Below are 26,765 nucleotides of genomic sequence, written 5' to 3'. Positions count from 1 at the left end.
ACTAGCCCGATGACGTCGTCGACACCGCAATCCTCCCCTCGCTCTCTCGCGGGGCAGCTCGTCGCAGGGATCGACTCCTCGACCCAGTCCTGCAAGGTGGTCATCCGGGACGCGGAGACCGGGGCGCTGAAGCGCTTCGGCTCCGCGCCGCACCCGGACGGCACCGAGGTGGACCCCGGGGCGTGGTGGGACGCCCTCCAGGTGGCGGTCTCCGCCGCCGGTGGTCTCGACGACGTCGCTGCCGTCGCCGTGGGCGGTCAGCAGCACGGCATGGTCGCCCTGGATGCCGACGGGAACGTGGTCCGCTCGGCGCTGTTGTGGAACGACACCCGCAGCGCCGGGGCTGCCCTCGACCTGATCGACGAGCTCGGCGAGGGCGATGCCGAGGCGGGAGCGCGTGCCTGGGCCGAGCAGGTGGGCGTCGTGCCAGTGGCCTCGTTCACCATCACCAAGCTGCGCTGGTTGGCCCAGCACGAACCCGAGAACGCCGCCAAGGTCGCCGCCGTGGCACTTCCTCACGACTGGCTCACGTGGCGGCTCGCCGGGGACGGCCCCGGCAGCGGCGCGGACGGACTGGAGCGTCTGACCACTGACCGCTCCGACGCCTCCGGCACCGGCTACTTCGACGCGGCCAGCGGCGAGTACCGGTTCGACCTGCTCGAGCGTGCCTTCGGTCGCCGGATCGGTGTGCCCCAGGTGGTGGCTCCCGGCGCCGTCGCACGGACCACCGACACCTTCGTACTCGGGGCCGGGGCAGGGGACAACGCCGGTGCCGCACTCGGGCTCGGCATGGGGGCCGGTGACGTCGCGATCTCGATCGGCACCTCGGGCGTGGTGAGCGCAGTCAGCGACGCATCGGTGTCTGACCCGGAAGGTCTGGTGGCAGGCTTCGCCGACGCCACCGGCCGCTACCTGCCCCTGGCCTGCACTCTCAACGGCAGCCGCGTCTTCGACGCCGTCGGCCGCCTCCTCAGCGTGGACCACCAGGAGTTCGCCGCACTCGCTCTCTCTGCCCCCGCAGGCGCCGATGGACTCACGTTCGTGCCCTACCTCGAAGGTGAGCGCACCCCGAACAAGCCCGATGCCAGCGGCGCCCTGCACGGGGTGCGGCTCGGGAACACGACCCCCGCGCACGTGGCGAGGGCCGCCGTCGAGGGGGTGTTGTGCTCCCTGGCCGACGGGCTGGGTGCGCTGCAGGCGCAGGGCGTGCCGGTCGAACGGGTGCTTCTCATCGGTGGTGCCGCGCAGTCGGCGGCGGTGCGACAGATCGCCCCCGCGGTGCTCGGGGTGCCGGTGACGGTGCCGCAGCCGGGGGAGTACGTCGCCGACGGCGCCGCTCGCCAGGCCGCATGGGCGCTCTCCGGCGCCGATCAGCCGCCAGAGTGGGGCCTGGCCGGCGCGAAGGAGTACGACGTGCCCGCCGAGCGGGACGCCTCCCTTACCGACCGGTACGCACAGGCACGGGAGATGACCTTCGGCGCCTGAGCAGTTGCCTGCTGGACGTCGCGGCCGTCAGTGCAACAACGCCACCACGCCCACCAGCAGCGGCACCGACAGTGCCGTGGTGATCACCTGCGCGTCGCGGGCGATCCGCAACCCCCGGTCGAACTGCAGCGCGTAGACCAGCACGTTCTGCGCCGTCGGGAGGGCGGCCATCAGCACCACGCCCAGCATGTGTTCCTCGTCCACTCCCAGACCGTGCGCCACGGCAAAGGTCAGTGCGGGATGCACCACGGCGCGCAGCGCGGCCACGATCGACACGTCGACCCAGTGGCCGGGCGGCCTGGCATCGGCAGATGTGGCTGGCTCGGAACTGGGTGTCTCGCCGCGTCGTTTCGGCGCAAAGGACATCCCGAGCGTCAGCAGTGCCAGCGGAGCGGCCGTCGTCCCCACCAGTCGCAACGGCTGCAGCACCGCATCGGGCGGGGTCCACGGCACCACCGCCAGCGTCAGGCCGATGAGCGCCCCGATCGTCAGCGGACTGCGGAGCGGGCGTAACAGCAGCTCGCGCCGGCTCGCCCCGGCCGTGTCCAGCACCGCGTAGGCGACCGGGGCCAGCACGAGCAGCTGCATGAGCATCGTGGGCACCACGGCGAGCGCGTCGGCGAGCACATAGATCGCCACCGGGATGCCGATGTTGCCGGCGTTGACGTAGCTGGCGGCGAGGCTGGCCACCGTGGTCTGCCCCCGGCCACGTCGTAGCAGCACGCCGAAGATCACGACGGCGGCCGTCGCCACGGTCAGTGTGCTCACCCAGGTGGTGGCGGCCGTACGGGTGAGGAGCAGGGCCAGGTCTGCTTCGCCGATGGTGGTGATCAGGAGAGACGGTGTGGCGAGGGCGAACACCAGGCGTGCGAGCACCTGCTGGGCGCCCTCCCCGAGCACCCGGAAGGTGGCCAGCACCCAGCCGGCGAAGGCGATGACCGCCATGGTGGCGAGTGCGGAGAGGACAGCGCTCACGAGCGGCTTCCGGTGCTTGCCCGGACGATCAGCTGAGGCCGGAAGTACTGCGTGCGGGGTGTGGCCTGCCCGGGTTCTTCCAGTAGCTCGCGCAGATGGTCCCAGGCCTGCTGCCCGAGCTCGGCCTGGGGGACCGACATCGTCGTCAGTGAGGGGCGCGCGTAGCGGGCGAAGTCGATGTCGTCGAAACCGGCCACGGAGAGCGCACCTGGTACGTCCACCCCGGCCTCGTCCAGCTTGCCGAGCAACCCGAAGGCCACCAGGTCGTTGAACGCGATCACGGCGGTGGCGCCGGAGCCGAGCACGGTGTCGATGGCGCGGTAGCCGTCCTCGATCATCGAACCGCAGGGCACCGGCTCGATCGTCACCTCGGGGTGCTCGGCCTGCCACTCGCGTAACCCGGCCAGTCGGGCCGCGTTGGAGGCGCTTTCGGTGGGCCCGGCGAGATAGACGATGCGGTGGTGGCCCAGCTCGAGCAGATGCTGGGCGACGGCCCGGATTCCGTGCACGTAGTCGACGGTGAGGGTGGGCACGTCCGAGCCGGTCAGCTCGCGGTTGACAAGGACCACCGGCCGGGTGGCGTTGAGTACCTGCACCAGCTCGGCTTCCGGCATCCGCGGTGAGCACAGGATGAGAGCGTCGCAGCGGCGCCGGGCTTCGATCGCGAGCTCGGCCTCTCGCTGCGGCTCCTCGATGCTGTCGGCGACCAGGATCCGGTACCCGGACCGGCGCGCGGCCTGGTTCGCCCCGCGCAGCACCTGCTGGAACATGGGGTTCCCGAGATCAGGCACGAGCAGCCCCACGGTCTGGGTGCGGCCGAGCGAGAGGCTGCGTGCGACGCGGCTGGGTGAGTAGTTCAGCCGGGCGGCCACCTCACGTACCCGGGCGGCGAGCTGCGGGTCGACAGTGGCGCGGTCGTTCATCACCCGGGAGACGGTTGCCCGGGAGACCCCGGCTTGACGCGCCACCTCGGCGATGGTGGTGACGCCGTCGCTGCTCACTGTGCCTGCCCGGGGTGTGTGGTCTGTCGATCTCCGACCATCCTAGGCAGAAACCGGTTCCTGCGTGGTCGGTGCCCACGTCGGCGCTGGCGCGTTGCCCCGAATCGTCGGGTGCGCGAGAGGTCGGGCGACAGAACGCGGCAACAGGCGGCCGACGGACGGGGGGAGTCACCCATACCCGCCCGTCGGCCGCGACTGCGCGAACCTAGTCGTTGTCGGCATCCACCCAGTCGAAGGACTTGGTGACGGCCTTCTTCCAGAGCCGGTAGGTGCGCTCGCGCTCGTCGGCGTCCATGGCAGGCTCCCAGCGCTTGTCCTCGGCCCAGTTGTCGATGACATCCTGCTCACCCGACCAGAACCCGACGGCGATCCCGGCTGCGTAGGCGGCTCCGAGGGCAGTGGTCTCGGCGATCTTCGGGCGCACTACCGGCACGCCGAGGATGTCAGCCTGGAACTGCATGAGGGTCTCGTTGGCGATCATGCCGCCGTCGACCTTCAGCTCGGTCAGGTCCACCCCGGAGTCGGCGTTCATCGCGTCCAGCACCTCGCGGGTCTGGAACGCCGTCGCCTCCAGTGCGGCCCGGGCGATGTGGCCCTTGTTCACGAACCGGGTCAGCCCTACCAGCACACCGCGGGCGTCACCGCGCCAGTACGGAGCGAACAGGCCGGAGAATGCGGGTACGAAGTAGGCGCCGCCGTTGTCCTCGACCGTCTTGGCGAGGTCCTCGACCTCGGGCGCGGAGGAGATCAGTCCCAGGTTGTCCCGCAGCCACTGGATCAGTGAACCGGTGACGGCGATCGAACCCTCGAGTGCGTAGATCGGCTTGCGGTCACCGATCTTGTACGCAACCGTGGTGAGCAGGCCGTTCTCCGAGGGGACGATCTCCTCACCGGTGTTGATGAGCATGAAGTTGCCCGTGCCGTAGGTGTTCTTGGCCATCCCGACCTCGAAGCACGCCTGCCCGAAGGTCGCGGCCTGCTGGTCCCCGAGGATCCCGGCGATCGGCACACCGGGCAGCATCCCCTTCGGGCGGCCGTCCCCGTACACCTCGGAAGAGGACTTGATCTCGGGCAGCATCGACAGCGGAATGCCCATGTCAGCGGCAATATCGGCATTCCAGCTGAGCGAGTCGAGGTTCATCAGCATGGTGCGGGAGGCGTTGGTGACGTCGGTGACGTGCACGCCTCCTTCGACACCGCCGGTCATGTTCCAGAGCAGCCAGCAGTCGGTGTTGCCGAACAGCAGGTCACCAGCTTCGGCCTTGGCGCGTGCACCCTCGACGTTGTCGAGGATCCACTTCACCTTCGGGCCGGAGAAGTAGGTGGCCAGCGGAAGGCCGCAAATCGCCTTGTACTTCTCAGCGCCTTCGTCGCCGGCCAGTTCATCGGCGATCTTCTGGGTGCGGGTGTCCTGCCAGACGATCGCGTTGTAGACCGGCTCACCGGTGTTCTTGTCCCACACGACGGTGGTCTCACGCTGGTTGGTGATGCCGACGGCGGCAAGATCGGTGGAGGTGATGTTCGCGCGGGTGAGGGCCAGGCCCACCACCTCGCGGGTGTTGCGCCAGATCTCCATCGGGTCGTGCTCGACCCATCCCGCCTTCGGGAAGATCTGCTCGTGCTCGAGCTGACCGCTGTCGACGATCTCGCCGGCGTGGTTGAAGATGATCGCCCGGGTGCTTGTGGTGCCCTGGTCGATGGCGAGGACGTAGTCCGCCATGATGCTCCTTCGGTGGTGGGGTGTCCGCAGGTCGCGGACTGTTCATGAGCGGTGCGGCGTTCGTCGCCGCACCGGTGGTGGGTGTGCTCAGACGAAGACCGCGGCAGCCACGAGGCCACCGAGCACGCCGCCGATGATCGGACCGACCACCGGGACCCAGGCGTAGCTCCAGTCGCTGCCGCCCTTGCCCTTGATCGGCAGCAGTGCGTGCGCAATGCGAGGACCGAGGTCACGTGCAGGGTTGATGGCGTAGCCGGTCGGGCCACCGAGGCTGGCGCCGATGCCGACCACCAGGAGGGCGACGGCCAGCGGGCCGAGCTGTCCAGCGGCGGTGCTGGCGTTCTCGCCGGCCCAGCCGAAGGAGATCACGACGAACACCAGCACGAAGGTGCCGATCACCTCGGTCACGACGTTCCAACCGTAGGAGCGCATCGCCGGGCCAGTAGAGAACACGCCGAGCTTGGTGGGTCCGTCGCTGTCGGCGTCGAAGTGGGTCTTGTAGGCGAGCCAGCAGAACACCGCACCGAGGAATGCACCCGCCAGCTGAGCCAGGATGTAGATCAGCGTGTTGGCGGCGTTGACCGGGATGCCGTCGGCGAAGTTCTCCGCGCCGTTGGCGATGAGCCCGATCGTGACCGCCGGGTTGATGTGGGCTCCGCTGGAGATCGCGACGAACACACCGGCGAAGACGGCCAGACCCCATCCGAAGTTGACCATCAGGAAGCCGCCGCCATTGCCCTTGGTGCGAGGTAGTGCCACGTTGGCCACCACACCGCAACCGAGCAGTGTCAGCATCATGGTTCCGAACAGTTCGGGGATGAAGATCGCGGAAAAGTTCACGATCACACTCTCTTTCTCATTAGGAGTAGGACGCGGCGCGTTGGGTCGAAGCGCCGCTCGCACGTCTCTGGGCGTGGTTGGTGCCTGGTTGTGGTCTCCGACGTCGGAGCCCGATGTGCGTAGGCACGTCACCTCTCCCCTTCGAGCCGTGTGATCGAGGTGGCCGACCGAATGTGGCGGACCCCTCTGGCCGCCCATGCTTGCCCTCAGCGCACGAGTGCGCAACCATCATGCACAGATGTGCACTACGGCGACAGGAGAGTGAGAGTGCGTGAGGACGATGCCTACCGCGCAGCGACGATGTACTACCTGCAGGATCAGACGATGGAGGTCATCGCCAAAACGCTGGGCGTCTCCCGGTCCACGGTCTCCCGGCTGATCAAGTCGGCACGCGAGGAGGGCGTCGTGCGGATCTCGGTGCGTCAGCCCAGCGGCAGCGGCACCGACGTCGGCCATCGGCTGTCGGCGACCTTCGGTATCAAGACGCACGTGGTCCCGGTGCGCGAGCACGCCACGGAGGTCTACAGGCTGGAGCAGGTGGCGATGGTGGCTGCGCGATTGCTGACCGAGTGGGCCACGCCTCAGATGGTGCTCGGCATCGCCTGGGGGACGACCGTCACGGCGATCGCACGCCACCTGACACCCACCCCCGTGCGCGGCAGTTCGGTGGTGCAGCTGAACGGGGCCGCAAGCACCGCGGCAGGTGGTGTCACCTACGCCGGCGACCTCATCGCGTCGTTCGCACGCGCCTTCGACTCCACCCCGTACCTCTTCCCAGTTCCTGCCTTCTTCGACTTCGCCGAGACGAAGGCGGCGATGTGGCGTGAGCGCAGTGTCCGGCGCGTGCTGGATGTCCAGCGGCACGTCGATCTGGCGCTGTTCGGTGTCGGTGCGGTGGCCGCTGATGTGCCCTCTCACGTCTACAACGCCGGATACCTGGACGATGCGGAGATGGCCCGGCTCACCGCAGACCGGGTGGTCGGTGACGTGTGCACCGTCTTCCTGCGCGAGGACGGCAGCTATCGCGACATCGCGATCAACGCACGCGCGACTGGTCCTTCGCCCGGTGATCTGCGCCAGCTCGCTAGGCGGGTGTGCGTGGCGGTCGGGGAGGCGAAGGTGCCGGCATTGCTCGGTGCGTTGCGAGCGCGGGTGGCGACCGATCTCATCATCGACGAGACGACCGCTCGGTCGCTGCTCGACCGGCTGCGGGGTTCGGTCCGGCCATAGTCAGGGATGATGGGATCCATGACTGACGCTTCGATCGAGATCCGCCCGGCCCGGCCCGCAGACGTCGGCGCGATCCGAGGGCTGGTCGAACCGTATGCGGACGAGCGCATCCTGCTGGCCAAGGACATGGTGGGCTACTACGAGTCCGTGCAGGAGTTCCTCGTCGCAACCAGAGACGGATCCGTCGTCGGCTGTGGTGCGTTGCATGTGATGTGGGAAGACCTGGCTGAGGTACGCACGCTGGCTGTGCGCAGCGACATGCTCGGCCAGGGTGTCGGGCACGCGCTGCTGGAGGCATTGGTGGACCGCGCCCGCGACTTCGGCCTGATCCGCCTGTTCTGCCTGACCTTCGAGGTGGACTTCTTCGCCCGGCACGGCTTCTCCGAGATCGAGGGGGATGTCGTGGATCCTGAGGTCTACCAGGAGATGCTCCTCTCCCGCGATGACGGGATCGCCGAGTTTCTTGATCTGGCCCGGGTCAAACCGAACACACTGGGAAACACTCGGATGCTGCGCCGACTGGTCTGAGGCCCCTGAGCGCTGACCGGACTGGTACGCACCAACCTGGCACGACCAGATCGCAGATCGCAGATCGCAGATCGCAGATCGCAGATCGCGGGTCAGGGGAGTTCTGCCCAGTGCAGGGCGTCCGGGCGCCCACTACCGTCTCCGCATGGGCAAACGCATGGGCAGTATCGGCCGCCGTTCGGGCGGCCGCTCATTCGGCCGCCGATCCGGCGGCCGGTCCTTCGGATCCTCACGCCGTTCGCGAGGTTCTTCCTCGTCCTTCGGTCGAAGCGCGCGTCGTTCGACCCATCGCAGGTCTGGTCGCAGGTCATGGTCGTCCGACCGCTACCACGGCTCCAGCAGCAGGGGCACCGCGTCGGGCTCGTGGTGGTGGCTGGTGGCGGTCATCGCCGTCATCGTGGTCCTCTACTTACGCTTCTCCGGCTGAGGGCAACACCGCACACGGACCGCACCGGTGGGATGCTGGGTACATGCGTTATGTGGTGATCGGAGCCGGTGCCGTGGGTGGCACCATCGGCGGGCAGTTGCACGCAGACGGGCACGACGTCGTCCTGGTGGCTCGCGGCGAGCACGGGCGGGTCATGGCGTCGGACGGGTTGACGTTGCTGACGCCGGACGGCACGAGCACATTGCACCCCCGGGTGGTGAACGGACCAGAGGAGTTGATCCGTGACGATGGGGGACTGACCGAGAACGATGTACTCGTGCTTGCCGTCAAAGGGCAGGACACGGCCGCGGCCTTGCAGGTCTGGGCGGACGTCCCGGTGGCCTCCGGCGGGACTGCAGCTCAACGGCTGCCGTTGCTGTGCGCCCAGAACGGCGTCGCGAACGAACCGGCTGCAGCCCGGGTCTTCTCGCGTGTGCACGGGGTGTGCGTGTGGCTTCCGGCCACCCATCTGCGGGCGGGCGTCGTGGTGGCAGAAGGCGTCCCGCACCGGGGAGTGCTGCATTTAGGGCGCTATCCCGAGGGAACCGACGACACTGACCTCGTGGTCGCCGCGGACCTGGAGGCCAGCGAGTTCCTGGCTCCGGTGCGCGAGGACGTCATGCGGTGGAAGTACGCCAAGCTGCTCAGCAACCTCGCGAACGCGGTCGAGGCGCTCGTCGGCTCGCTTGCTGGTGATGAGGCTCAGGAGCTCGCCCGGCAGGCGCGCGCCGAGGCAGCGGAAGCACTCACCGCCGCCGGAATCTCCTTCGCCTCACTGGAGGAAGAGCAGGCGCAGGAACGTGCCCGGCTGGGTGAGGTTCCCGGTCACCAGCGCGGCGGCGGCTCGAGCTGGCAGTCGCTCCAGCGCGGTACCGGATCGATCGAGGTGGACTATCTCAACGGGGAGATCGTCGCGCTCGGCCGGGCCCATCAGGTGCAGACCCCGGTCAACGCTGCGCTGGTCGGCCTAGCGCACCGGGCGGCGCGCGAGGGATTCGGTCCGGGGGCCTTCAGTGCGGCACAGATCCGTGCCGCCGCAGGCACCTGAAGCCGCCGTACTGTCTTGGGCCTCCTCCAAGGTGATCGCTAGGTTCAACCCGGCCGGCCGCTTGGGGACCACCCGGCCGCAGCGGTGGCCCTCATCGCCGCCCTTGGCCGCCAGACGCTCGGCCATCGCGTGCACTGCAGGACTTCATCGCTACGGACAAAGTGACGGTGCGCGCCCTGAACATGCTCTCGGAGCATGACGCCCGCATCCACCCGCGGGAGGACGCAACCACTGTCCACCGCCCGTACCTTGAATGGAATGAGATCCTTGATCACACGCGAGCAGCGTGTCCCTCTCATTGCCGGCTTTGTGCTGGCAGCGGCGCTTCTCGTCGTTCCTTTCCCGGGCAGCTTGAGTGTCGTCGTCACTCGCTCCCTCGCTTCAACGTGGGCTGAGATGAACGGGATCGAGTTGCTCTCGGAGGTGACGTTGCTCGCGCTCGCTCTCGCGACAGCAGCAACCGGGATCCTCGCGTGGCGTCGTAGCAAGGAACGCCGTGCGCTTCTCTTCGCAGCGTCGGCCGGGGTCGTGTGTGCCTATGGGCTCAGCGAAACCGCAAAGTTGTTGTTCGCGCAGGAGCGGCCGTGCACTCGATGGGCCCTACCGGGCGAATGCCCGCCGCCGGGCGACTGGTCGCTCCCATCGAATCACGCGACGTTGGCATTCGGCGCTGTGATCGTCATCGCTCTCGCCACACGCCATGCATGGGTGACCTGGGCGGCGTTGACCACTGCGATCCTTGTCGGGACGGGTCGCATCTTGCAAGGCGTCCACTACCTGCACGACGTCGCGTTCGGTGCGCTTCTCGGTGCGTCTGTACCAGCGGTCGCCGCGCTCATCATCCACGCTTGGATGAAAAGACGCCCAGGGCGTGTCTGACATTGTCTTGGACCAGGCGACAACTGCGCGGCGCACCGGAGGCGGCCAACGTGGCCATGATGATTCGATTACCGGCGTCCGTGCGCGAGGTCAGCGTCTCTCCTGCTGACGCGAAGCCGACTCTGCAGCCCGGAGCTCAAGGACGTCGTGGATGCAGCAGCAGGTGCGTGCGCACCAGCGTGATCACCACGGCGACCTGTGCCACCAGCACCGCGCCGACGGCCGCGCCGATCACGCCCTCGACCGCGATCACCGCCCAGGCCGTCACGCCCAGCACCGCGACGCCGAGCGTCACGCGCAGTAGCAGGGCCAGACGGCGGCCAGTCACCTGAACCTGCTCGACCGGGATACCGTCGGCGACCGCCCGGGCGCTCTGCGTACTCCCCGGCGTTCCGACAGCGCGCACGATGTGCAGCCATCCGGCACCCGCGAATGCAGCCGCGGCGAGCGCCAGCACCTGTCCCGCCCCCAGCATCGTCAGGCCGGCCACCACCCGCGGGTCGCCGGCATTCCCGCCGGCCATGCTCAGGGCCCCCGCGCCGATGAGCATCAACACCACCACCATCGTGCACATCGCGACCAAGGTGCGTGTGTGAGCGCGCAGGGTGCGCGCGATCACCACATCGGGCGGGAGAGTTCCGGAGGGCACAGGCCGAGCCTAGATGAGTCCGTAGCGATCAACCGACCTGAGTGATCGCCACGCACGCCGCATCATCTCGGAAGAGGTCATGTGCTCGGAAAGTGCAAACTCATCCTCGACGTGTCCTCTGTCTGCCACCGGCTCGTGACGACCTTCTCGCGGGTGTAGAACCGGACGCCGTCGGGGCCGTAGATTCGCGCGTCGCCGAATAGGGACGCCTTCCAACCGCCGAACGAGAAGTGGGCAACAGGAACTGGCACCGGCACGTTGATGCCCACCATGCCCGCCTCGACGTCGAACGAGAACTGCCGGGCAGCGCCGCCGCTGCGGGTGAAGATCGCGGCGCCGTTGCCGAACTCGTGCTCGTTCACAAGCGCGAGAGCCTCGTCATATGTGTTGACTCGGGACACGGCCAGCACGGGGCCGAAGATCTCGTCGGTGTAGACACTCATTGTGGGTGTCACACGGTCCAGCACGCACGGCCCCATGAAGTAGCCATCGCCGGGATGATCGCCGGTGCGACCGTCGACCACGAGGTCGGCGCCCTCGGCCATCCCCGCCGCGACGTAGCTGAGGACGCGATCGCGGTGCTCCGCCGAGATGAGTGGCCCGATGTCAGCGTCCGGGTCCGAGGCGGGCCCCACCCGCAGTGCGGAGATGCGGTCCTTGATCGCTGCCAGAAGCGGCTCGGCGATGTCACCGACCGGCACGACGACGGAGATTGCCATGCAGCGTTCGCCCGCCGACCCGAACGCAGCACTGACCGCGGCATCAGCGGCCGCGTCGATGTCGGCGTCCGGCAGCACCACCATGTGGTTCTTCGCGCCGCCGAGCGCCTGAACGCGCTTGCCGGCCGCGGTGCCCGAGGTATAGATGTGGCGGGCAACGGGTGTGGATCCCACGAAGCTGATCGCCGCGATCTTGGGGTGCGCGATCAGTGCGTCGACGGTCTCCCTGTCCCCGTGTAGGACGGAGAACACCCCGTTGGGCAAGCCCGCATCGCGCCACATCTGTGCCAGCAGGATGGCGGACGTGGGCACCTTCTCGCTGGGTTTGAGGATGAAGGCGTTGCCGCACGCGATCGCCGTGGTGCACATCCACAGCGGCACCATCGCCGGGAAGTTGAACGGGGTGATACCTGCGACGACTCCGAGCGGCTGCCGGATGGAGTGGACGTCGACACCCGTCGAGACCTGCTCGGAGAACGAGCCCTTCAGCAGCTCCGGGATGCCGGTTGCGAAGTCAGCGTTCTCGGCACCACGGGCGACCTCGCCGAGGGCATCGCCGTGGGTCTTGCCGTTCTCGCGCGAGATGACGCGCGCGAGTTCGTCGGCCCGCTCTCGCAGGACGTTCCGGAAGGCGTACAGCACCTCCGCTCGTCGTGCGAGGGACGTGGCGCGCCAGGTTCGGGCGGCGCTCGCGGCAGCGGCAACGGCCTCGTCGACCTCCTGGGCCGAGGCGAGTGGGGCGATGGTCACCTCGGCTCCACTCGCGGGATCGAGGACGGGCAGGGAGCGGCCGGAACTGCCGGCGTGCGGTCTCCCGTTGATCCAATGCTGCAGGTCGTGGTGCTCGGGCATGGCATAGCTCCCTTGGGGGTGCGCAGTGACGGGCTGAGGTGGCGGGACTGAAGGGTTGCTGCAGGTGACCTCAGTAACGCAGGGCCTTACCGCCGTCGGCAATGATTTCCTGCCCCGTGACGAAAGTGAGGTCGAGTGCAACGGTGACGATGGCCCTGCCGATGTCCACGGCACCAGCAAGGCGCTGAAGCGGAACGAGGTCTGCCTCGGCTTCGAAGTTGCTCTGGGCGGCGTCGGCGCCGACGAGGCGCTCGTGCCAGCCCGAGATGACGGTCCCGGGGGCGATGGCGTTGACCCGCACCGTGGGGGCGAGAGCGAGGGCGAGTGCCCGCGTCATCTGTGCCAGTGCTGCCTTGCTGACGCCGTACGGCAACGAGCTCCCGACGACGCGTGTGCCTGAGATCGAAGTGACGTTGACGATCGTGCCGCCGCGTTCCTTCAACGATTCCGCGAAGGCCTGGCAGACCCAGAATGCGCCGAGCAGGTTCACACCGAGCAGGTCGTCCCAGAGTTGGGGTGTGATCGCGTCGAGGTCGGCGAACTCGATCTTCTGGGTGGTTCCGGCGCTGTTGACCAGTACGTCGAGGCCACCGCTGGTCTGCAGCAGCTGGGACGTCGCCCGATTGACGGCGTCACGGTCGGAGACCTCGATGTGCAGCGGGTGGGCCGTGGCACCGAGGGCCTGCAACTCGGTGACGAGTTCCTCGGCCGCCTCGGCCGATCGTGAGTGTCCGATGTGGATCTCCTCGATGCCGCGACGGGCCAACTCCAGACATGTTGCGCGGCCGATCCCAGTGGCTCCACCGGTGACGAGTGCGACCCGGCCATCGGTGCTCACCGGACCGCCTCACGGGCACTCTCGGTCAGTTCGTCGGCGGCGAGGCGGTCGGCGTCGGACATCGGCAGTGAAACCGGAGCGTTCCGGGCTTGGGAGAGGTAGACCCCCTTGACAACTTCGAGCGCGAGGAGTCCATCCCGCCCGGTGATGGCCGGTGGGCGACCGGCCCGCACCGCCTCGACGAACTCGGCGATCTGTAGTCGATGGAACTCCGGCAGGCTGGGCCGGCCCGCTTCCTGCTCACGCCACTGTGCAGCCTGCTCCGCCTCGCCGTCGAAGGTCCACAGGTCCGTCGTGGCCTGGGCGAGTTCCGGACTCTCCTGCAGGCCGACGCTGTGGCCCATGGATCCGTGCATGGCGAGCCGGAAGCCGGGGGCCTGGTAGCGGACCGTTGGACTGGGTTCGGAGGCGAAGCCGTTCTCGAAGGTGGTCATCGCCTGGATGGTGGCGATAGCGCCACTGTCATAGGTGACGACAGCGCCGGCGACGTCCTCGACGTCGATGTAGTCGGCATGCTTGAGCGTTGCCCACCGCCCGTACACGGAGGTGGGGGTGCCAAGCATCCAGTTCATCATGTCGATGTAGTGGATGGCCATGGTGAGCAGGGCTCCGCCCCCTTCGCCCACCCAGGAGCCGCGCCAGTCGTCGCGCTCGAAGTAGGTGCGGTCACGGCCCAGGTGCGCGAGGCACTCGGCTGCGACTACCGACCCCAGCCGTCCACTCTGGATGGCGTCGTGCATGCGCTGCGCGGCCGGGAAGAACCGGCGTTGAAACACCGTCCCGAGCGTCACGCCAGCGTCCTCGGCCGCCTGCACCAACTCGCTGGCCTCCGCGAGCGAAGTGGTCAGGGGCTTCTCGACGAGTACCGCGACGCCACTGCGGATCGCCTGCATCGCGGGCTCGAAATGGTGCTTGTGCGCGGTCGCCACCAGCACGGCATCGAGTTCGGCCTCGGCGAGCATGGCCTCGACGGCGTCATAGAACACCACGTTCGGGAACCGACCGGCCAACTCCCGTGCCCGTTCGACGGTGCGGTCACACACGGCGACGAGCTCAACCCCTGGCAGGGCCGAGGCGGCCTCAGCGTGGGTGGCACCGATCTTGCCGCAGCCGATCACGGCTACTCGCAGGTCCCTAGGCATCGTGATCCTCCTCGATCTTCTGCATTCTGTGAACTCCTGCATCGGCGCAGGCCTGAACCAAAGTCCGGTAGGACAACTCCGCTGCCTCGATCTCGTCGAACCCGGGCTTGGCCTGCCGCCGGACACTGATCTCGACCGAGACCGTCCCGTCATAGCCCAGCTGCTGCAACTGTGACAGGAACGGCACGTAGGCGAACTCGCCCTCACCGGGTACAAGGAAGTCGAAGCCGGTGTCGGTGCGGACGTGGTCCTTCACCTCGACGACGAGTGTGTGGGGCAGGAGCTGGGCGACCACATCCTCGAGGACGAAGTCACGCACCGCGAAATGTGAGATGTCGAGGTTGATCCCCAGCGTGGGGGAGTCGACGGCCGCGAGAACCGCGAGCGCTTGTTCGGGCGTGGAGACGACGGCACCGGAGTGCGGCTCCAGTGCGAGCCCGCAGCCGGCGGCTGTGGCGAGTTCTGCCAGGTCGCCGAAGCGGTCCTCGATCAGGTGCCGGTCGGCGTCCCAGGTGGTCTGAGCCACGATCGGCGGCGGACTGCCGCCCAACAGTGGGGGCTTGGGCCGGTGCGCTCCGAGGCTGACTGGCAGGGGCGTGCCTGCGCCGAGCAGGGCGGCGATCTCGAATGACCGGATCAGCCGGTGCCGGCTGCGGGACCAGATGTCCTCGTCGCACACCAACGGTGCGTTCGCGGTGACGCTGGAGATCTCGAGCCCGTTCTCAGCAGCGGTTGCCCTCCAACTCTCGACATCGTCGTTGGTCGAGGTGAGCGCATCGGTGGGCCACCCGTCGCAGACAGTGACCTCGATACTGTCGTACCCGATCCGCGCGAGGGTGCGGGCCGCCTCGTCGAACGGCAGCGACGGCGTCGACCAGGTGTTGTACCCGAGCTTCACAGCGCTCCGTCCGGGCACAGCAGTTGCTTGACGCCGGCGCTCCCGCGCACGGCGTCGAGCGCTTCCTGCCAGTCGCGCAGGGAGTATCTCCGGCTGACCAGCGGCTCGAGATCGATGAGCCTGCTGTCCAGGAGGCGCATGGCGCGGTCCCATGATTCGGGTGTGCTGGCGAACCCGCCGGTGATGATGAGTTCGTGGAAGGAGGCCAGTGCCAGGTTGATCGGCACTGCGTCCCCGCGCTGGCCGATCTGGACGTAGCGGCCGCCGCGGCGGACTCGTTCGATCCCCAGCGCCATTCCCGGGCCCGAACCGGAGCACTCCAGCACGACGTCGACGTCGTCTGGCACTTGCCCAGGGTCGGTGGTCCCGGGCAGCCCCAGGGTGCGCGCGATCTCGAGGCGCTCGGAATCCGCTGGGGTACCGAGAACGGTCGGATGCCCACCCGAGACCCGGGCAACCTGCGCCGCGAGAAGCCCGATCGCTCCGGGTCCGATCACGAGCACACGATCACCCGGGCACACAGCCGGTGTCGGCTGGAACAGGGATCGGCACACGCATGCCAGGGGCTCACTGAGTGCCCCGGCGGCGAGCGAGACATGCGCTGGCAACACGCGTGCGTTGCGGGCGGGCGGGACCATCTGCTCAGCGAATCCACCGTCGGCGCCGGAACCTATCGAGACCCGGGACTGGCAGCGGTTCGGTGAGCCGGTGCGGCAGTCGCGGCATTCGCCACAGGTCGAGAAAAATGTCTCCAGGGCGACTCGCTGGCCCATGCGCGCGCTGTCGACGCCCGTTCCGACGGCGGTGATCGTGCCGCTGACTTCATGGCCCAGCGTCACCGGTGGCCGGGAGCCGTAGCTGCCGTCCAGGATGTGCAGATCGGTCCCGCACAGACCTGCCGCCGCGACATCGATCACGACCTGACCTGCGCCAGCGGTGGGACGGGGGACGTCCTGCAGTTCGAGGTCACCGGGGCCGGGTCCGGTCTTGCGCAGTGCTTGCATCAGAGGCAGTGCTTGCATCAGCCGACCCGTACTCCTGTGTAGCGCATCGCGCAGGATCTGTAGGTGGAGGCGATCTGTTCGATCGCATCCTCGCGTGACAGTCTGCCATCCAACCAGGCGGCGACCGGCTCGCCCCAGATGCTCCGCCCGATGGCGAATCCGCTGAACCCGGGGGTGGCGGCGGCGACGTCGAGCCAGTGGCCGACGATGTCGCTGGGCGCACCTGCTCCCAGAACCACGCACGTGGCCAGCGGGTCGGTCAGCATCGCTTGGGCGGCAACCCGAGCCGCGTTCTCCTGCGAGGAGACGCCCTCGACCTTCCACAGGTCCACCTGTACGCCTGCGTGCTGTATCTCTGCCATCGATCTACAGAGCTCGTCGACGTCGACAGTGGGGACCGCTCCGTCGGGTCCGCTGGTGCCGCTGGTCTGCCCGACGATCAGCTCGAGCATGAAGGCGATCGACTGTTCGGCCAGGAAGTCTGAAAGTTCGCGCAGCCTGGTGAGCTGGGTCTGCTTGGTCTGGTCAGTGTCCGTCGTGCGGTAGTGCACGAGCGCCTTGGCGAAGGTGGGCCGGAACTCCAGCAGATGCTGCTGGTAGTCGCTGCCATATTCGAAGGTGAAGACCGCTTCCGATGCCCGTTCGACCGGCATCGACACGACGTGGCCGCGTGCGGCAGCCTCACGGGCGATGGGCGCGCCGAACTCTTCGTCGACGAGCAGTCCCGGCTGCACCTGCCCGAGTCCACGGTCGACAGCGAGTGTGTACGCCTCGAGGATGAGTTGCTTGGACAGGCGGATCTCATCGTGGGTCATCCCCGTGGCGCGAACCGCTGCGAACGCGCGTTCGCGATGGTCGAACGCCAGCACGGCCCACGGCTGCATGGGGTCGTTGCCCTCTACCGGCTTCCCCTGACTTGTGAACATGACCGCATGTTAGCACATTGTTAGTATGTATCTATGTCAACACAGATGACCAAGGAATTTGATGTCGTCACCGTCGGGCGAGCGGTCGTCGACCTGTATCCGGGCGAGGATGCGCGTGCGCCGAAGAGTGTGGAGTCCTACCGTCAGTACCTGGGCGGATCTCCCACCAACGTCGCCGTCGCGGCGGCTCGAGCCGGCCTCAGGGCAGCCGTGGTGACGCGCACCGGTGACGACCTCTTCCATGATTTCGTCGTCGACCAGCTGGAGCGATTCGGTGTCGACACACGATGGGTGCGTTCGGTCTCCGGGTCCCGTACAACGCTCGCGGTGTGCGATCTCGAGGAGCCGTCCGTGCCCGGTCTGGACTTCTTCCGCCACGCACAACCTCCCGAAGATGCTCTCGAGGGCGAGGGGCTCATCGCTGCCGCGAGTGTGGCGCGCGTCCTGTGGCTCACGGCGTCCGGTTTCGCGACGCCGCGGTCGGCTCGAGCTCACGACGCGGTGCTGGGTGTCCCGGAGCGCTTGGTGCTCGACCTCGACTACCGGCGTGACTTCTGGCGCGACAAGCGTGATCTGCATGAGCGACTGCGTTCGGTGCTGCCGCATGTCGACACGGTGATCGGCAACGTTGAAGAGGCCGAGATTGCCCTCGGTGTGCCAGGGAGTCCGCGCGAGCTTGCGCTCGGCTTGCTGCGCACCGGTCCTCGGCTCGCGATCGTCAAGCTCGGCGCCGAAGGGGCCCTGGCCGCCACGGTTGATGGCGTGACGGAGCAAGCGGCGTATCCGGCCGAGGTTGTCAACGGGCTGGGTGCAGGTGATGCGTTCGGCGGCTATATCGTCAAGGGAATGATCGCCGGATGGTCGCTGGCCGACATGCTGCGCCATGCGGCCGCGGCCGGCTCGATCGTGGCCTCGCGTCGTGGCTGTTCCGTGGCGATGCCCACAGCCGCCGAGGTGGCAGAGCTCGTCGCGGATGCTGACCGTCAGGGCTGCGGCCAGGGGGGAGACGTCCATTGTTCCTGACGTGATCTCCGCTTGTCTCACCTGCATCGCGCCGGTATTGTCACATTGATATGACAAGTTGTATGTACGCGAAGGGTGGTAGCGGTGGCTGATGAAGCGGTGGTACAGGTGGCGCTCGATCGAGCTTCCCCTGTCCCGCTCTACTTCCAGCTTGCCGAGCAGCTCACCGCGGCGATCACCGACGGCAAGGCTCAGGCGGGCGATTCTTTCGAGAATGAAGTTGCCATGAGCGAGCGACTCGGGTTGTCCCGCCCGACCGTGCGCCGAGCCATCCACCACCTCGTCGATCAAGGCTTGCTCGTGCGCCAGCGGGGACTCGGTACCTTCGTCGCCAGCCGCCGTGTTCATCGTCGAGCGAGCAGGGGCAGTCTTTACGACGACCTCTCGAGTCAGGGGCGTAAGCCCAGTACGCACGTACTGGAATACGGAATCGAGAATGAGCCGAAGGCGGCGGGCTCGCTGGACCTCGATGCTGATACGCAGCTGCTCGCCGTCAAGCGGCTGCGCCTTGCTGACGGCGAGCCGCTGGCGATCATGCGGAACTGGCTCCCGCCTCGCCACAGCTCCATCACGCGGGAGCAGCTCGAAGCCCGAGGTCTGTATTCGTTGCTCCGGGATCATGGAGTCGGTTCGGTGGTGGCCCACCAGTCTGTCGCTGCGCGCCTGCCCACGGTGGAGGAGCGCGGGGTGCTCAAGATCTCGAGTCGACTCCCGGTGATCGCGGTCTCGCGGACGGCGTTCGAGCCGACCGGTGCTCCTGTTGAGCATGCCGAGCATGTGTACCGATCTGATGGGTACACGATCGACCTCGTGCTCGAGGAGAACTGACTCCCTGCGTGCCATGACTGGCAGACTCATCTCTTGCTGCGAATATGTGTTGACATATTAACGTATGACCATCTAGGCTCGGGGTGTGTCGACGAGCAGTGACGCTTCGCCGCGATCGCTGTCGTGCCCTGCTGGGCTGTGCGACGCCGTTCGGCCGTACGAGGCCGGACGCTCAGCTGGAGTCATATCAAGCGTGTGAGAGGTGCATCGGCATGGACCGGATTCCCATCGCGATCGTCGGCTGTGGTGGCATGGGCACGCGGCACCTGTTTGGCCTGGCAGAACTCGAGGGGGCGGGCCTGAACCCGTTCGATCTGGTGGCTGTCTGCGACGTGGACTCCGCCCGAGCTGACGATGTGGCCACTCAGGCGCAGACGCTGCTCGGTCGTCGCCCAACGCCGTGCGCGGACCTCGAAGCGGCGCAGCGGGCCGGTGCGGTGGCCATCGATATCACCACGGTCCCCCAGGCCCACCACAGCCTCGCCGCTGAGGCAATTGGGCTCGGCCTGGATGTGATGGTGGAAAAGCCCGTCGGGCTCACGATTGCCGCAGCGCGAGAGCTGCGGGAGAAGATCGCTGGCTCGGACCGGATCCTCAGCGTGGCGGAGAACTTCCGACGCGACCCGACTAACCGGCTCGTGAAGACCCTGATCGACGGTGGCATCCTCGGAGAGCCCCGGTACTTCCACCAGAGCTCAGGTGGTGGCGGCAACTTGATGGCGATCTCGAAGTGGCGTCACATGAAGGACGAGAGTGGCATCCTGTTCGACGCCGGCACGCACTACACCGACATGATGGAGTACTACCTCGGCCCGGTCACCAGCGTCTACGCCCAGATGCGGCTGTTCGAGACGATCCGGTATAACCCGGCAGCCACCGGCGGCGCCCCGGCCTCCAACCCGGGCGGCGTGTACGGTAAGTCCCAGGCAGCGATGCCCGCGCAGTTCGAGGCGACGGCCGAGGACGCCCTGTACGCGATGGTCAACTTCGCCTCCGGGGCGATCGGTCAGTACGCGGAGAACCGGGCCGAGCACGGACGCGACGCCTGGGCGCGAAGCGTGCACGGCTCCGCGGGCGCCGTCGAGATCCCCAAGGACCGCAGCGGTCAGCCGCTGGTCCTGACCCTGGATCGGAAGAACACCTACACCGGAGCGGAGATCCTCCCCCTCGTCCCGGACTTCCGGCTCGACGAGGTGACCGCCGCGCTGTTCGGTGGTGACCAGGCCACCGCGTACGGGCTCGACTTCGAGACCGTCGACCGACTCTTGCTGGCTGTCGAGTACGCCGAGTTCGGCTCCTGCATCGCCTCGCGCAGCGAACCCGAGGTCGGCTTCGACGAGGGGATGCGCGCCATCGCCGTCTGCTACGCGATGATGGAGTCCGGGGCCGCCGGCGGCACGATCGTCGCCGTCGACGCCGTTCTGGACGGTTCGATCGGTGGCTACCAGGCGAGTATCAACCAGGCCATCGGTTGCGAGGTCTGAGGACATGGAGTCCTTCACCCGCATCACCGAGAACGTCTACTTGTTGAAGGTCCCCTTCACCGGGGTCTGGACCGGCGTCACGCTGGTCCTGGGGGAGGGGGCGCCGATCCTGGTCGACAGCGGCGGGTTCGCCGAGACGGTCGATTCGACCATCGTGCCGGCACTGGCTGAGCTGGACATCACGCTCGCGGACATCGGCTGGGTGCTCGCCACCCATATCCACGGCGACCATGTCGGCGGCATCGCCCGGATGCGTGAGCTGGCGCCGTCGATCCAGGTAGGTGTGCTCCGTGAATCGGATGCGCGTATGCGTGATCCGCTCGCCTACAGTCGCGAGATCCGGGCGAAGTTCCCCGAGCACAGCGCGGCGCCACCGCCGGTGCTCGACGGTGTCGTACCCGACCGGTTGCTCGACGACGGCGACATGGTCGGACCGCTCCAGACCATCCACACGCCCGGCCACGACACCGACGCCTGCTGCTTCTTCGACGTGCGCTCCGGCACGCTGATCACCGGCGACTCGCTCCAGCTGAACGGCACGACCTCGCAGGGGTGCTCGCTCCTGTTCGATCCCGCACGGTACCGGGCATCGCTGCTGCGGCTGCTGGCCATGCCGGTGCAGAACATTATCTGCGGGCATCCGTACCTGCCGCTCGGTGAGGTCGCCGTCGGTGATGTCGCAGCCCGCCAGTTCCTCGCCGCCTGCCTCGGCTGCTACGAGCACGACCGCGGATTCGTCGCCGGTATGGCGGCGGCAGGCGTCACCGACCCCCACACCGTGGCGCGGGCGCTGGTCGCCGCCGTCGGTGGTGTGGAGCCTGCCAAGTTGTTCCTACCGATGCACACGGTCGCCGCCTTCCAGGAGGCAGACAGGAGATGACGGATATGAGCGCTGCGCTCATCACAGGGGCTTCACGCGGAATCGGCGCCGGTTGCGCGCTCGCGTTCGCCCGCGAGGGATACGCCGTGGGGATCAATCACCGGTCCTCAGGTGAGGACGCCGAACGGATCGCGCAGCATTGCCGTGAGCTGGGTGTCGAGGCGGACGTCTTCGCCGCCGATGTGGCCGACGCCGACCAGGCCCGCGGCATGGTCGAGCGCTTCGTCGAACGCTTCGGCCGGATCGACGTGCTCGTCAACAATGCGGGGGGAGCGTTGCGGATGCCGCCGGGCGGCTTCGTCGACATGCCGACCGACTACTGGGACAGCCAGATCGCGTTGAACCTGAGCGCCGCCACCTACGGCTCCCAGGCCGCGGCGCGGGCGATGATCGCCCAGAACGTGGCGGGAGCGATCATCAACATCTCCTCGATCCACGGTGACGTCACCTGGGTGCGCCGCAAGGCGCTGCCGTACTCGGCCGCCAAGGCGGGCCTGAACATGTTGACCAAGTCCCTCGGAGTCGAGCTGATCGCGCACGGCATCAACGTCAACTGCATCGCTCCGGGGCTGATCCATACCAAGGCGCTCGATCGCTACTCCGAGCGCGACCTCAACGGCTTCAACCGCAAGATCCCGTTCGGTGGTGGTGGAGAACCTGCCGACATCGCCGAGCTTGCGATCTTCCTGGCAGACAAGAGCAAGAGTCGGTTCATCGTGGGTCAGACGATCACGGTCGACGGCGGTCAGTCGATCGATGGTTCGATCGATGCCATGCTGGACGACGCGTACTGAGTAAGCGGCCGCGAGCCAGTGAGGCCTGGCGGCGACGGGAGCTGGCTGTCCCTGTGGCACTACTTTCGTCGTGAGTGGCGACGACTCGCGGCCCTCGGCGGCGCGCTTCTGGGAGCGACGGCAGCGGCGCTGGCCAGCCCATTCGTGGTGCGGGAGTTCATCGACGGAGTGCTCGTCCTGGCGCCCTGCAGCAGCGCACCCGCCAGACCGCGGGCGATGTGTCTGCCCTGCTCCGTGAGTGTTTCGCCAGGATCGAGACCCTCAAGGCCAACGGCGCTGGCCCCGACGGCGATCCTCCCGTTCTGGAGGTCCGTGGCCTGAGCCATGACCACCCGGGCGCACACCGGCGTGCGCGGAATCGACCTGACGGCACGTGCGGGGGAACTGATCGTGATCACCGGAGGAGTCGGCGCCGGCCCGACGACGCTGCTCCGTGCGATCCAGGGAACCCTGCGCGTTCCGCCGGCAGCGTGAGGGTCCGCGGGCGAGAGCTCCCTCCTGGCATCGCGATGACTCCACCGCTCATGTCGCTGACACCTCAGACGCCACACGTCCTGGGCGACACGATCGCGGACAACGTCCTGCTTGGCGCCCGGGCGCCCGATTGGCAGGCGCCTTGGCTCCTAGCGCACTCGATTACGATCTCCCTCGCATGGTTGACGGTGTGAAGACCCAGATCGACACTGAGCACCAACTGCTCGCGACGCACGCGCCACGACAGATCGGCCAGGGTCGCGACGGTGCCCTCCATTCATGGTCAGGGCACGAAGGCGCTGATCTTGTCGGCCAGTGCGATCGGGTTGATGGTCATCGTGTACTCGGTCGAAAGCGGGGCGGGATGCCCCGTACCGTTGCCGATGCTCAACGTGGTGCCGCTCGCTACGTAGGGCTCGATGAAGGCCTCCCGGGCGGCGCCGCGGTTGGTGCCGGGACGGGCCTGGTACGTGAACCAGTCGTTGCCGTCGTGGTCGGTGAACGTGGGCCCGGTGCCGGTGGAGATGACGTACTCGTTCTTGGACATGATCGGCGTCGGGTTCTTGACCCAGTTGGCGGGGTCGAACGGGTCGCCCCCGGTGTAACGCAGGTAGCCGATCGCGTAGGCCGTCGTCCAGTACCCGCTGGCGGAATAGGCCATGAAGACCTCGCCGTTGTCGCCGTAGACGGCGGTCGCCCCCTCGACCACCTTCGGCCACCAGAGATCCGGGTTGTTGATGGACTGCCCGTAGCCGACCTCCTCCCATGCGTACTCGGACTGGGTGATCACGCTCGGGGTCCCGGAGAGTGTCCACGGGTTGTCCATGGCGCTGAGATTGATCGTCTGGTGGAAGGCCGAGGTTCCACGGCCCTCCTCTGCGACGTAGGTGATGTAGGTATCGCCGGCCACGCGCATGATGGAGATGCCGGCGACGAACTCATCGACGTTGAAGTCCGGATTGTCGGCGTTGACGATCCGCTCCGGGACATTCACCTGTCCGGTGACGGGGTTGCCCCAGCGGCCGAGCAGGTCATCGCCGTCGAGTGCCTTCAGCACGTACTGCCGTTGGCCGGCCGCAGCCGGGTCGTTCGGATCGCTGGCCGATAGGTACAGGTACCAGCCCTCGTTGGCCGCGCCGACGTCGGCGGCGCTGAGGAAGTGGATCTCCGGAGACCAGAGGTTCTCCAGGTTGCTGGGAGCGAAGATCACCGAACCGATCGAGTACGGCAGGTCGGACGGGTTCGCGACCTTGTGCAGCCGCATCGTGCTTCCCGCGGTGGAGAGGAAGTAGTACTGGCCGTCATGGGTGAACATGTACGGGTCGGCTGCTTCTCGCAGCGTATTGGTGAAGGTGACGTTGCCGGTGGGCTGGGCATTCAGGTCCACTGCCGGGCCGACGGTCAGCGAGCTTGTCATGTCTCCGGCGTAGTCGTCGCTACCGCTGAGATCGGTGAGATGCCCGAAGGTGCCTCCGGTGACCTCGACATCGAAGCTGCCGCTGAGGTCGGTGGTACGAGAGCGGGCCGGTGCGATCATGCCCCAGAAGTCACCCCCGGTGATCGTCAGGTCCACGTCGTAGTCGGCCGCGTAGGCTGAGCCGTCCTCTTCCAGTACGGCGTACAGACCGGCACGGAAGACGCCGCCCGAGACGTCCGCGACGATCGAGCCGGATCCCTCACCCCGGTGTGCCAGCGCCACGGGGCCGTCGAACACGCCGTCGGTGATCTCCACGTCGGTCTGGATCGCGGTCGTGACGGCGCCGGTGGCATCGGAGCCGCCGCGCAGGCCGTTCCAGTGCCCCGATGCCACCGAGAGCGTGATCGCCGGTGCGGCGAGCGTGTCGTGCCGTCCGCCGACCAGGCTGAGATAGGTGTCTCCCCGCCGGGACAGTTCGGTCTGGACGTCCGCGCCGATCGTCAACGGCAAACCCATCCCGTACACGGCACCGGAGATCGTCGGCGAACGCAACGTGATCCGATCGATGGCGAGTTCACCGCCGAGCCGGAAGGCTGCCTCGATCGACATGTTCGCGCCGTTGGTGCGGAAGTCGATGTCGCCGTCGTGCGAGGTCAGCTCGATCGGGTAGGCGTGGGCGGCCATGGTCGAGTCGTTGCGGATGGTGTAGTTGCCGACCAGGACCACGTGACCGGGGCCGCCGAGAGCGCTGCCGGCCGCGCTGAGGGTTCCGAGTGGGTTCTGCGGGCTGAGGCCGTCTCCGGTTCCGCCCCGGGCGAAGTACAGGTAGCGGTCCTGGGTGATCTCGGTGAAGGCGGTCTCGATCGCGGCGATGGTGCCGGCATCGGCTCCCGGGAGCTCGATCAGGCTGCGGGTCGCACTCGATGACGGCGCCCATCCCGCGGTCGTGACACTTCCCACGGAGGTGGTACCGAGGCGTACGTGCGCGTCGGCATCGACGTCGTCGAGATGGAGCGTGGTGACGGTGCCGCCCAGGAACCGCGCGGTGAGCGACTCCGTCGTGCGTGCCGCCGAGGCGTGCAGGGTGGTCACGGTGCCCCCGGACACGGTGAGCAGGCTCGTGGCGACGTCGTAGGCGGACTGGTCGGTTCCGGCCCACAGCTCGGTCACGGTGCCACCACTGACCGTGACGGACGTGGAGCCGGTGAAGTCGGCCGACAGCCCGCTGATCCCGGTGACTTTCTGGAACTGGCCTGAGCCGACGACGACCTCCGCCCCGTCGCTGACGCCCATCAGCTGGGTAGCCGACGGGTTCGACGTCGTCACACCGCTGCCGATCTCCAGGCTCGAACCATCTGCCTGCAGGACGAGGTCGCCGGCATTCGCCAGCGTCAGGTTCTCGAACGTCAGGTCTCTGCTCGTGTGCAGAGTCGTGCTCGATGCGAAGGTGAGCTGAGCCGAGGAGACGCCGGAGAGGACGACACGCCCAAGGCCGGCGTCGAGCGTGGCCGCAGAGACGTTCCACGGCACCGAACCGCTGACCTCTACCGTGCCGCCGTCCGAGGCGAGCTGGGCTACCGCAGCGGACAGGCTCGCGCACGGCGCCGCCTGCGTGCATGCGGATCCGCTGCCACCGGCGGAGACGTAGACCCGCCCGATGTTGGCGGCCTCGTCGAAGATCGAACGCACAGCGGCGACCTGGGCAGCCGTGTAGTACTGCGCCGCGTACTCCACCGTCCGGACGCCGGCCGCTTCGCGGATCGCCTCGTTGACGGTCCACTTGGAGCTGGCGTTGCTGGCCTGGATGGTCGTGAAGGCCGTTCCCGCTAATGTGAGATCGACATCCTCGACCACGTTGTTCACGTCGATGGTGCCAACCGTCCCGCCGGTCAGCGACAGCGCCGCTGAACCGAGCAGGTACCGAGAGCCGTCACCGGCGGTATGCAGGGCGCCGACGACGCCCCCGGTGACGCTGATATCGGTACTGCCGGAGTAGTGGTTCTCGATTGACGCTCCGAAGACGTGAGCGATGTCGCCCCCCGAGATGTCGATGTGGGACGTACCCGTGTACGTCCGTGTCCCGTTGCCCATCGCACGCGTGAAGCCGACGACCTTGTAGAAGGTCCCGGATCGGATCGTGATGTGGGAGTCCGCGCTCAGGAGCGTGTCACCCGATGTGGGTGCGTGGTGTCCACCGAGGACGAACACCCGTCGCACGGACGGCGAGACCGGATTCACGGTGACGACGCCTTGATTGAAGGTGATCGGATGGAAGTTGGCCGCGAAGATGGCCCACTCCGATGCCCGTACCTCGATGTTCGTGAACGTGGTGGGGCCCGAGAGGTTGTACTCACGGAACGCACCTTGGAACTCCAGGGCGCCCGGATAGGTCGTGGAACCGATCGTGTTGGTGATCGTGATCTGACCGCTGTGCGCAGGCTCGGTCATGTTGAGCGGGATCGGATGCGTCGTCATCACGACGATCGTGCCGCCATCGTCCGCCATCCGCCGGACGGACTCCTTGATCGTCCTCAAGGGTGACGAGGGGGACTGGCCGGTGGCCGAGTCGCTACCGCTGCTGGCATTGACATAGAGCACGTCATGCGTCGCGGTCGCGGGCGCACTCGGTAGGCCCGCGAACAGCAACATCAACGCGGCCACAAGGGCCAGCACCCGGGGACTGAACGACTTCTTCGTCATCGCA

The 26,765-nt window shown here is 67.5% G+C and carries 23 protein-coding genes; 11 read left to right on the top strand and 12 right to left on the bottom strand.

What is annotated here, in order from left to right; translation table 11 throughout:
* The first annotated feature begins 9 nt into the window (after window positions 1–9).
* Window positions 10–1,485 (top strand): xylulokinase, encoded by a 1,476-nt coding sequence (locus tag IM660_RS15870; protein ID WP_193496780.1) that lies wholly within the window; start codon window positions 10–12, stop codon window positions 1,483–1,485.
* A gap of 27 nt (window positions 1,486–1,512) precedes the next feature.
* Here IM660_RS15870 and IM660_RS15865 read toward each other — a convergent pair whose 3' ends face one another.
* From IM660_RS15865 to IM660_RS15850, 4 genes are all read right to left on the bottom strand, one after another.
* The gene (locus IM660_RS15865; protein ID WP_193496779.1) at window positions 1,513–2,460 is read right to left on the bottom strand and encodes an AEC family transporter; all 948 of its coding nucleotides are present in this window, start codon (window positions 2,458–2,460) and stop codon (window positions 1,513–1,515) included.
* Window positions 2,457–3,461 (bottom strand): LacI family DNA-binding transcriptional regulator, encoded by a 1,005-nt coding sequence (locus tag IM660_RS15860; RefSeq protein WP_246464988.1) that lies wholly within the window; start codon window positions 3,459–3,461, stop codon window positions 2,457–2,459. Before IM660_RS15860 ends, IM660_RS15865 begins: the two co-directional genes overlap by 4 nt.
* A gap of 205 nt (window positions 3,462–3,666) precedes the next feature.
* The gene (gene glpK, locus IM660_RS15855) at window positions 3,667–5,181 is read right to left on the bottom strand and encodes a glycerol kinase GlpK (RefSeq protein ID WP_193496778.1); all 1,515 of its coding nucleotides are present in this window, start codon (window positions 5,179–5,181) and stop codon (window positions 3,667–3,669) included.
* 87 nt (window positions 5,182–5,268) lie between these two features.
* Window positions 5,269–6,021, bottom strand: a complete 753-nt coding sequence (locus IM660_RS15850; protein WP_193496777.1) for an MIP/aquaporin family protein — start codon at window positions 6,019–6,021, stop codon at window positions 5,269–5,271.
* A 267-nt stretch (window positions 6,022–6,288) separates the two neighbouring features.
* Here IM660_RS15850 and IM660_RS15845 point away from each other — a divergent pair, with 267 nt between their 5' ends.
* The 4 genes from IM660_RS15845 (at window position 6,289) to IM660_RS15830 (ending at window position 10,133) form a co-directional block, all read left to right on the top strand.
* Window positions 6,289–7,251: a sugar-binding transcriptional regulator gene (locus IM660_RS15845; RefSeq protein WP_343072023.1), complete on the top strand. Its 963-nt coding sequence runs from the start codon at window positions 6,289–6,291 to the stop codon at window positions 7,249–7,251.
* A gap of 18 nt (window positions 7,252–7,269) precedes the next feature.
* On the top strand, window positions 7,270–7,779 hold the full coding sequence (locus IM660_RS15840) for an amino-acid N-acetyltransferase (RefSeq protein WP_193496775.1): 510 nt from the start codon (window positions 7,270–7,272) through the stop codon (window positions 7,777–7,779).
* Between the two features lie 470 nt (window positions 7,780–8,249).
* Window positions 8,250–9,254, top strand: a complete 1,005-nt coding sequence (locus tag IM660_RS15835) for a ketopantoate reductase family protein (RefSeq protein ID WP_193496774.1) — start codon at window positions 8,250–8,252, stop codon at window positions 9,252–9,254.
* A gap of 396 nt (window positions 9,255–9,650) precedes the next feature.
* Window positions 9,651–10,133: a phosphatase PAP2 family protein gene (locus IM660_RS15830; RefSeq protein ID WP_193496773.1), complete on the top strand. Its 483-nt coding sequence runs from the start codon at window positions 9,651–9,653 to the stop codon at window positions 10,131–10,133.
* 136 nt (window positions 10,134–10,269) lie between these two features.
* Here the strand turns inward: IM660_RS15830 and IM660_RS15825 are convergent, their stop codons facing one another.
* From IM660_RS15825 to IM660_RS15795, 7 genes are all read right to left on the bottom strand, one after another.
* Window positions 10,270–10,782 carry a hypothetical protein gene (locus IM660_RS15825; protein ID WP_193496772.1) on the bottom strand — a complete coding sequence of 171 codons (513 nt, stop codon included), beginning with the start codon at window positions 10,780–10,782 and terminating at the stop codon, window positions 10,270–10,272.
* Window positions 10,783–10,859: 77 nt separating this feature from the next.
* Window positions 10,860–12,353 carry a CoA-acylating methylmalonate-semialdehyde dehydrogenase gene (locus IM660_RS15820; RefSeq protein WP_193496771.1) on the bottom strand — a complete coding sequence of 498 codons (1,494 nt, stop codon included), beginning with the start codon at window positions 12,351–12,353 and terminating at the stop codon, window positions 10,860–10,862.
* Between the two features lie 70 nt (window positions 12,354–12,423).
* Window positions 12,424–13,191 carry an SDR family NAD(P)-dependent oxidoreductase gene (locus tag IM660_RS15815; protein ID WP_193496770.1) on the bottom strand — a complete coding sequence of 256 codons (768 nt, stop codon included), beginning with the start codon at window positions 13,189–13,191 and terminating at the stop codon, window positions 12,424–12,426.
* Complete coding sequence (locus tag IM660_RS15810) at window positions 13,188–14,333, bottom strand: Gfo/Idh/MocA family protein (protein WP_193496769.1); 1,146 nt, start codon at window positions 14,331–14,333, stop codon at window positions 13,188–13,190. Before IM660_RS15810 ends, IM660_RS15815 begins: the two co-directional genes overlap by 4 nt.
* On the bottom strand, window positions 14,326–15,249 hold the full coding sequence (locus IM660_RS15805) for a sugar phosphate isomerase/epimerase family protein (RefSeq protein WP_193496768.1): 924 nt from the start codon (window positions 15,247–15,249) through the stop codon (window positions 14,326–14,328). Before IM660_RS15805 ends, IM660_RS15810 begins: the two co-directional genes overlap by 8 nt.
* The gene (locus tag IM660_RS15800; protein ID WP_210769001.1) at window positions 15,228–16,253 is read right to left on the bottom strand and encodes a zinc-binding dehydrogenase; all 1,026 of its coding nucleotides are present in this window, start codon (window positions 16,251–16,253) and stop codon (window positions 15,228–15,230) included. The genes IM660_RS15805 and IM660_RS15800 overlap by 22 nt, the downstream gene beginning before the upstream one ends.
* Window positions 16,253–17,161, bottom strand: coding sequence for a 2-deoxy-5-keto-D-gluconate 6-phosphate aldolase domain-containing protein (locus IM660_RS15795; RefSeq protein WP_193496767.1), 909 nt, complete (start codon window positions 17,159–17,161; stop codon window positions 16,253–16,255). The genes IM660_RS15800 and IM660_RS15795 overlap by 1 nt, the downstream gene beginning before the upstream one ends.
* A 33-nt stretch (window positions 17,162–17,194) precedes the next feature.
* Between IM660_RS15795 and IM660_RS15790 the strand changes: the two genes are divergently transcribed.
* The 6 genes from IM660_RS15790 (at window position 17,195) to IM660_RS15765 (ending at window position 22,644) form a co-directional block, all read left to right on the top strand.
* Window positions 17,195–18,184 (top strand): PfkB family carbohydrate kinase, encoded by a 990-nt coding sequence (locus tag IM660_RS15790; RefSeq protein ID WP_193496766.1) that lies wholly within the window; start codon window positions 17,195–17,197, stop codon window positions 18,182–18,184.
* Between the two features lie 84 nt (window positions 18,185–18,268).
* Window positions 18,269–19,012, top strand: a complete 744-nt coding sequence (locus IM660_RS15785; protein WP_193496765.1) for a GntR family transcriptional regulator — start codon at window positions 18,269–18,271, stop codon at window positions 19,010–19,012.
* A 212-nt stretch (window positions 19,013–19,224) separates the two neighbouring features.
* Window positions 19,225–20,496, top strand: coding sequence for a Gfo/Idh/MocA family protein (locus IM660_RS15780; protein WP_193496764.1), 1,272 nt, complete (start codon window positions 19,225–19,227; stop codon window positions 20,494–20,496).
* Window positions 20,497–20,500: 4 nt separating this feature from the next.
* Complete coding sequence (locus IM660_RS15775; protein ID WP_193496763.1) at window positions 20,501–21,376, top strand: MBL fold metallo-hydrolase; 876 nt, start codon at window positions 20,501–20,503, stop codon at window positions 21,374–21,376.
* 5 nt (window positions 21,377–21,381) lie between these two features.
* Window positions 21,382–22,170, top strand: a complete 789-nt coding sequence (locus IM660_RS15770; RefSeq protein WP_193496762.1) for an SDR family NAD(P)-dependent oxidoreductase — start codon at window positions 21,382–21,384, stop codon at window positions 22,168–22,170.
* A gap of 324 nt (window positions 22,171–22,494) precedes the next feature.
* Window positions 22,495–22,644, top strand: coding sequence for an ATP-binding cassette domain-containing protein (locus tag IM660_RS15765; protein ID WP_193496761.1), 150 nt, complete (start codon window positions 22,495–22,497; stop codon window positions 22,642–22,644).
* 283 nt (window positions 22,645–22,927) lie between these two features.
* On the opposite strand, the gene IM660_RS15760 is transcribed toward IM660_RS15765, so the two are convergent.
* Window positions 22,928–26,761: a family 43 glycosylhydrolase gene (locus IM660_RS15760; RefSeq protein ID WP_193496760.1), complete on the bottom strand. Its 3,834-nt coding sequence runs from the start codon at window positions 26,759–26,761 to the stop codon at window positions 22,928–22,930.
* Window positions 26,762–26,765 lie beyond the last annotated feature (4 nt).

This window comes from Ruania alkalisoli (genome assembly GCF_014960965.1).
Taxonomy (GTDB): Bacteria; Actinomycetota; Actinomycetes; order Actinomycetales; family Beutenbergiaceae; genus Ruania; species Ruania alkalisoli.
The sequence above is the reverse complement of the archived record's forward strand: the minus strand, read 5'-3'. Positions and strand labels throughout refer to the sequence as shown.

Bases quoted from the DNA above. Each gene is read 5' to 3' on its own strand.
- IM660_RS15830 (WP_193496773.1), top strand. From the start codon at position 9,651: ATGAACGGGATCGAGTTGCTCTCGGAGGTGACGTTGCTCGCGCTCGCT.
- IM660_RS15820 (WP_193496771.1), bottom strand. From the start codon at position 12,353: ATGCCCGAGCACCACGACCTGCAGCATTGGATCAACGGGAGACCGCAC.
- IM660_RS15780 (WP_193496764.1), top strand. From the start codon at position 19,225: ATGGACCGGATTCCCATCGCGATCGTCGGCTGTGGTGGCATGGGCACG.
- IM660_RS15775 (WP_193496763.1), top strand. From the start codon at position 20,501: ATGGAGTCCTTCACCCGCATCACCGAGAACGTCTACTTGTTGAAGGTC.
- IM660_RS15810 (WP_193496769.1), bottom strand. From the start codon at position 14,333: ATGCCTAGGGACCTGCGAGTAGCCGTGATCGGCTGCGGCAAGATCGGT.
- IM660_RS15795 (WP_193496767.1), bottom strand. From the start codon at position 17,161: ATGTTCACAAGTCAGGGGAAGCCGGTAGAGGGCAACGACCCCATGCAG.
- IM660_RS15800 (WP_210769001.1), bottom strand. From the start codon at position 16,253: ATGCAAGCACTGCCTCTGATGCAAGCACTGCGCAAGACCGGACCCGGC.
- IM660_RS15760 (WP_193496760.1), bottom strand. From the start codon at position 26,761: ATGACGAAGAAGTCGTTCAGTCCCCGGGTGCTGGCCCTTGTGGCCGCG.
- glpK (WP_193496778.1), bottom strand. From the start codon at position 5,181: ATGGCGGACTACGTCCTCGCCATCGACCAGGGCACCACAAGCACCCGG.
- IM660_RS15870 (WP_193496780.1), top strand. From the start codon at position 10: ATGACGTCGTCGACACCGCAATCCTCCCCTCGCTCTCTCGCGGGGCAG.
- IM660_RS15840 (WP_193496775.1), top strand. From the start codon at position 7,270: ATGACTGACGCTTCGATCGAGATCCGCCCGGCCCGGCCCGCAGACGTC.
- IM660_RS15835 (WP_193496774.1), top strand. From the start codon at position 8,250: ATGCGTTATGTGGTGATCGGAGCCGGTGCCGTGGGTGGCACCATCGGC.
- IM660_RS15770 (WP_193496762.1), top strand. From the start codon at position 21,382: ATGAGCGCTGCGCTCATCACAGGGGCTTCACGCGGAATCGGCGCCGGT.
- IM660_RS15790 (WP_193496766.1), top strand. From the start codon at position 17,195: ATGTCAACACAGATGACCAAGGAATTTGATGTCGTCACCGTCGGGCGA.
- IM660_RS15765 (WP_193496761.1), top strand. From the start codon at position 22,495: ATGACCACCCGGGCGCACACCGGCGTGCGCGGAATCGACCTGACGGCA.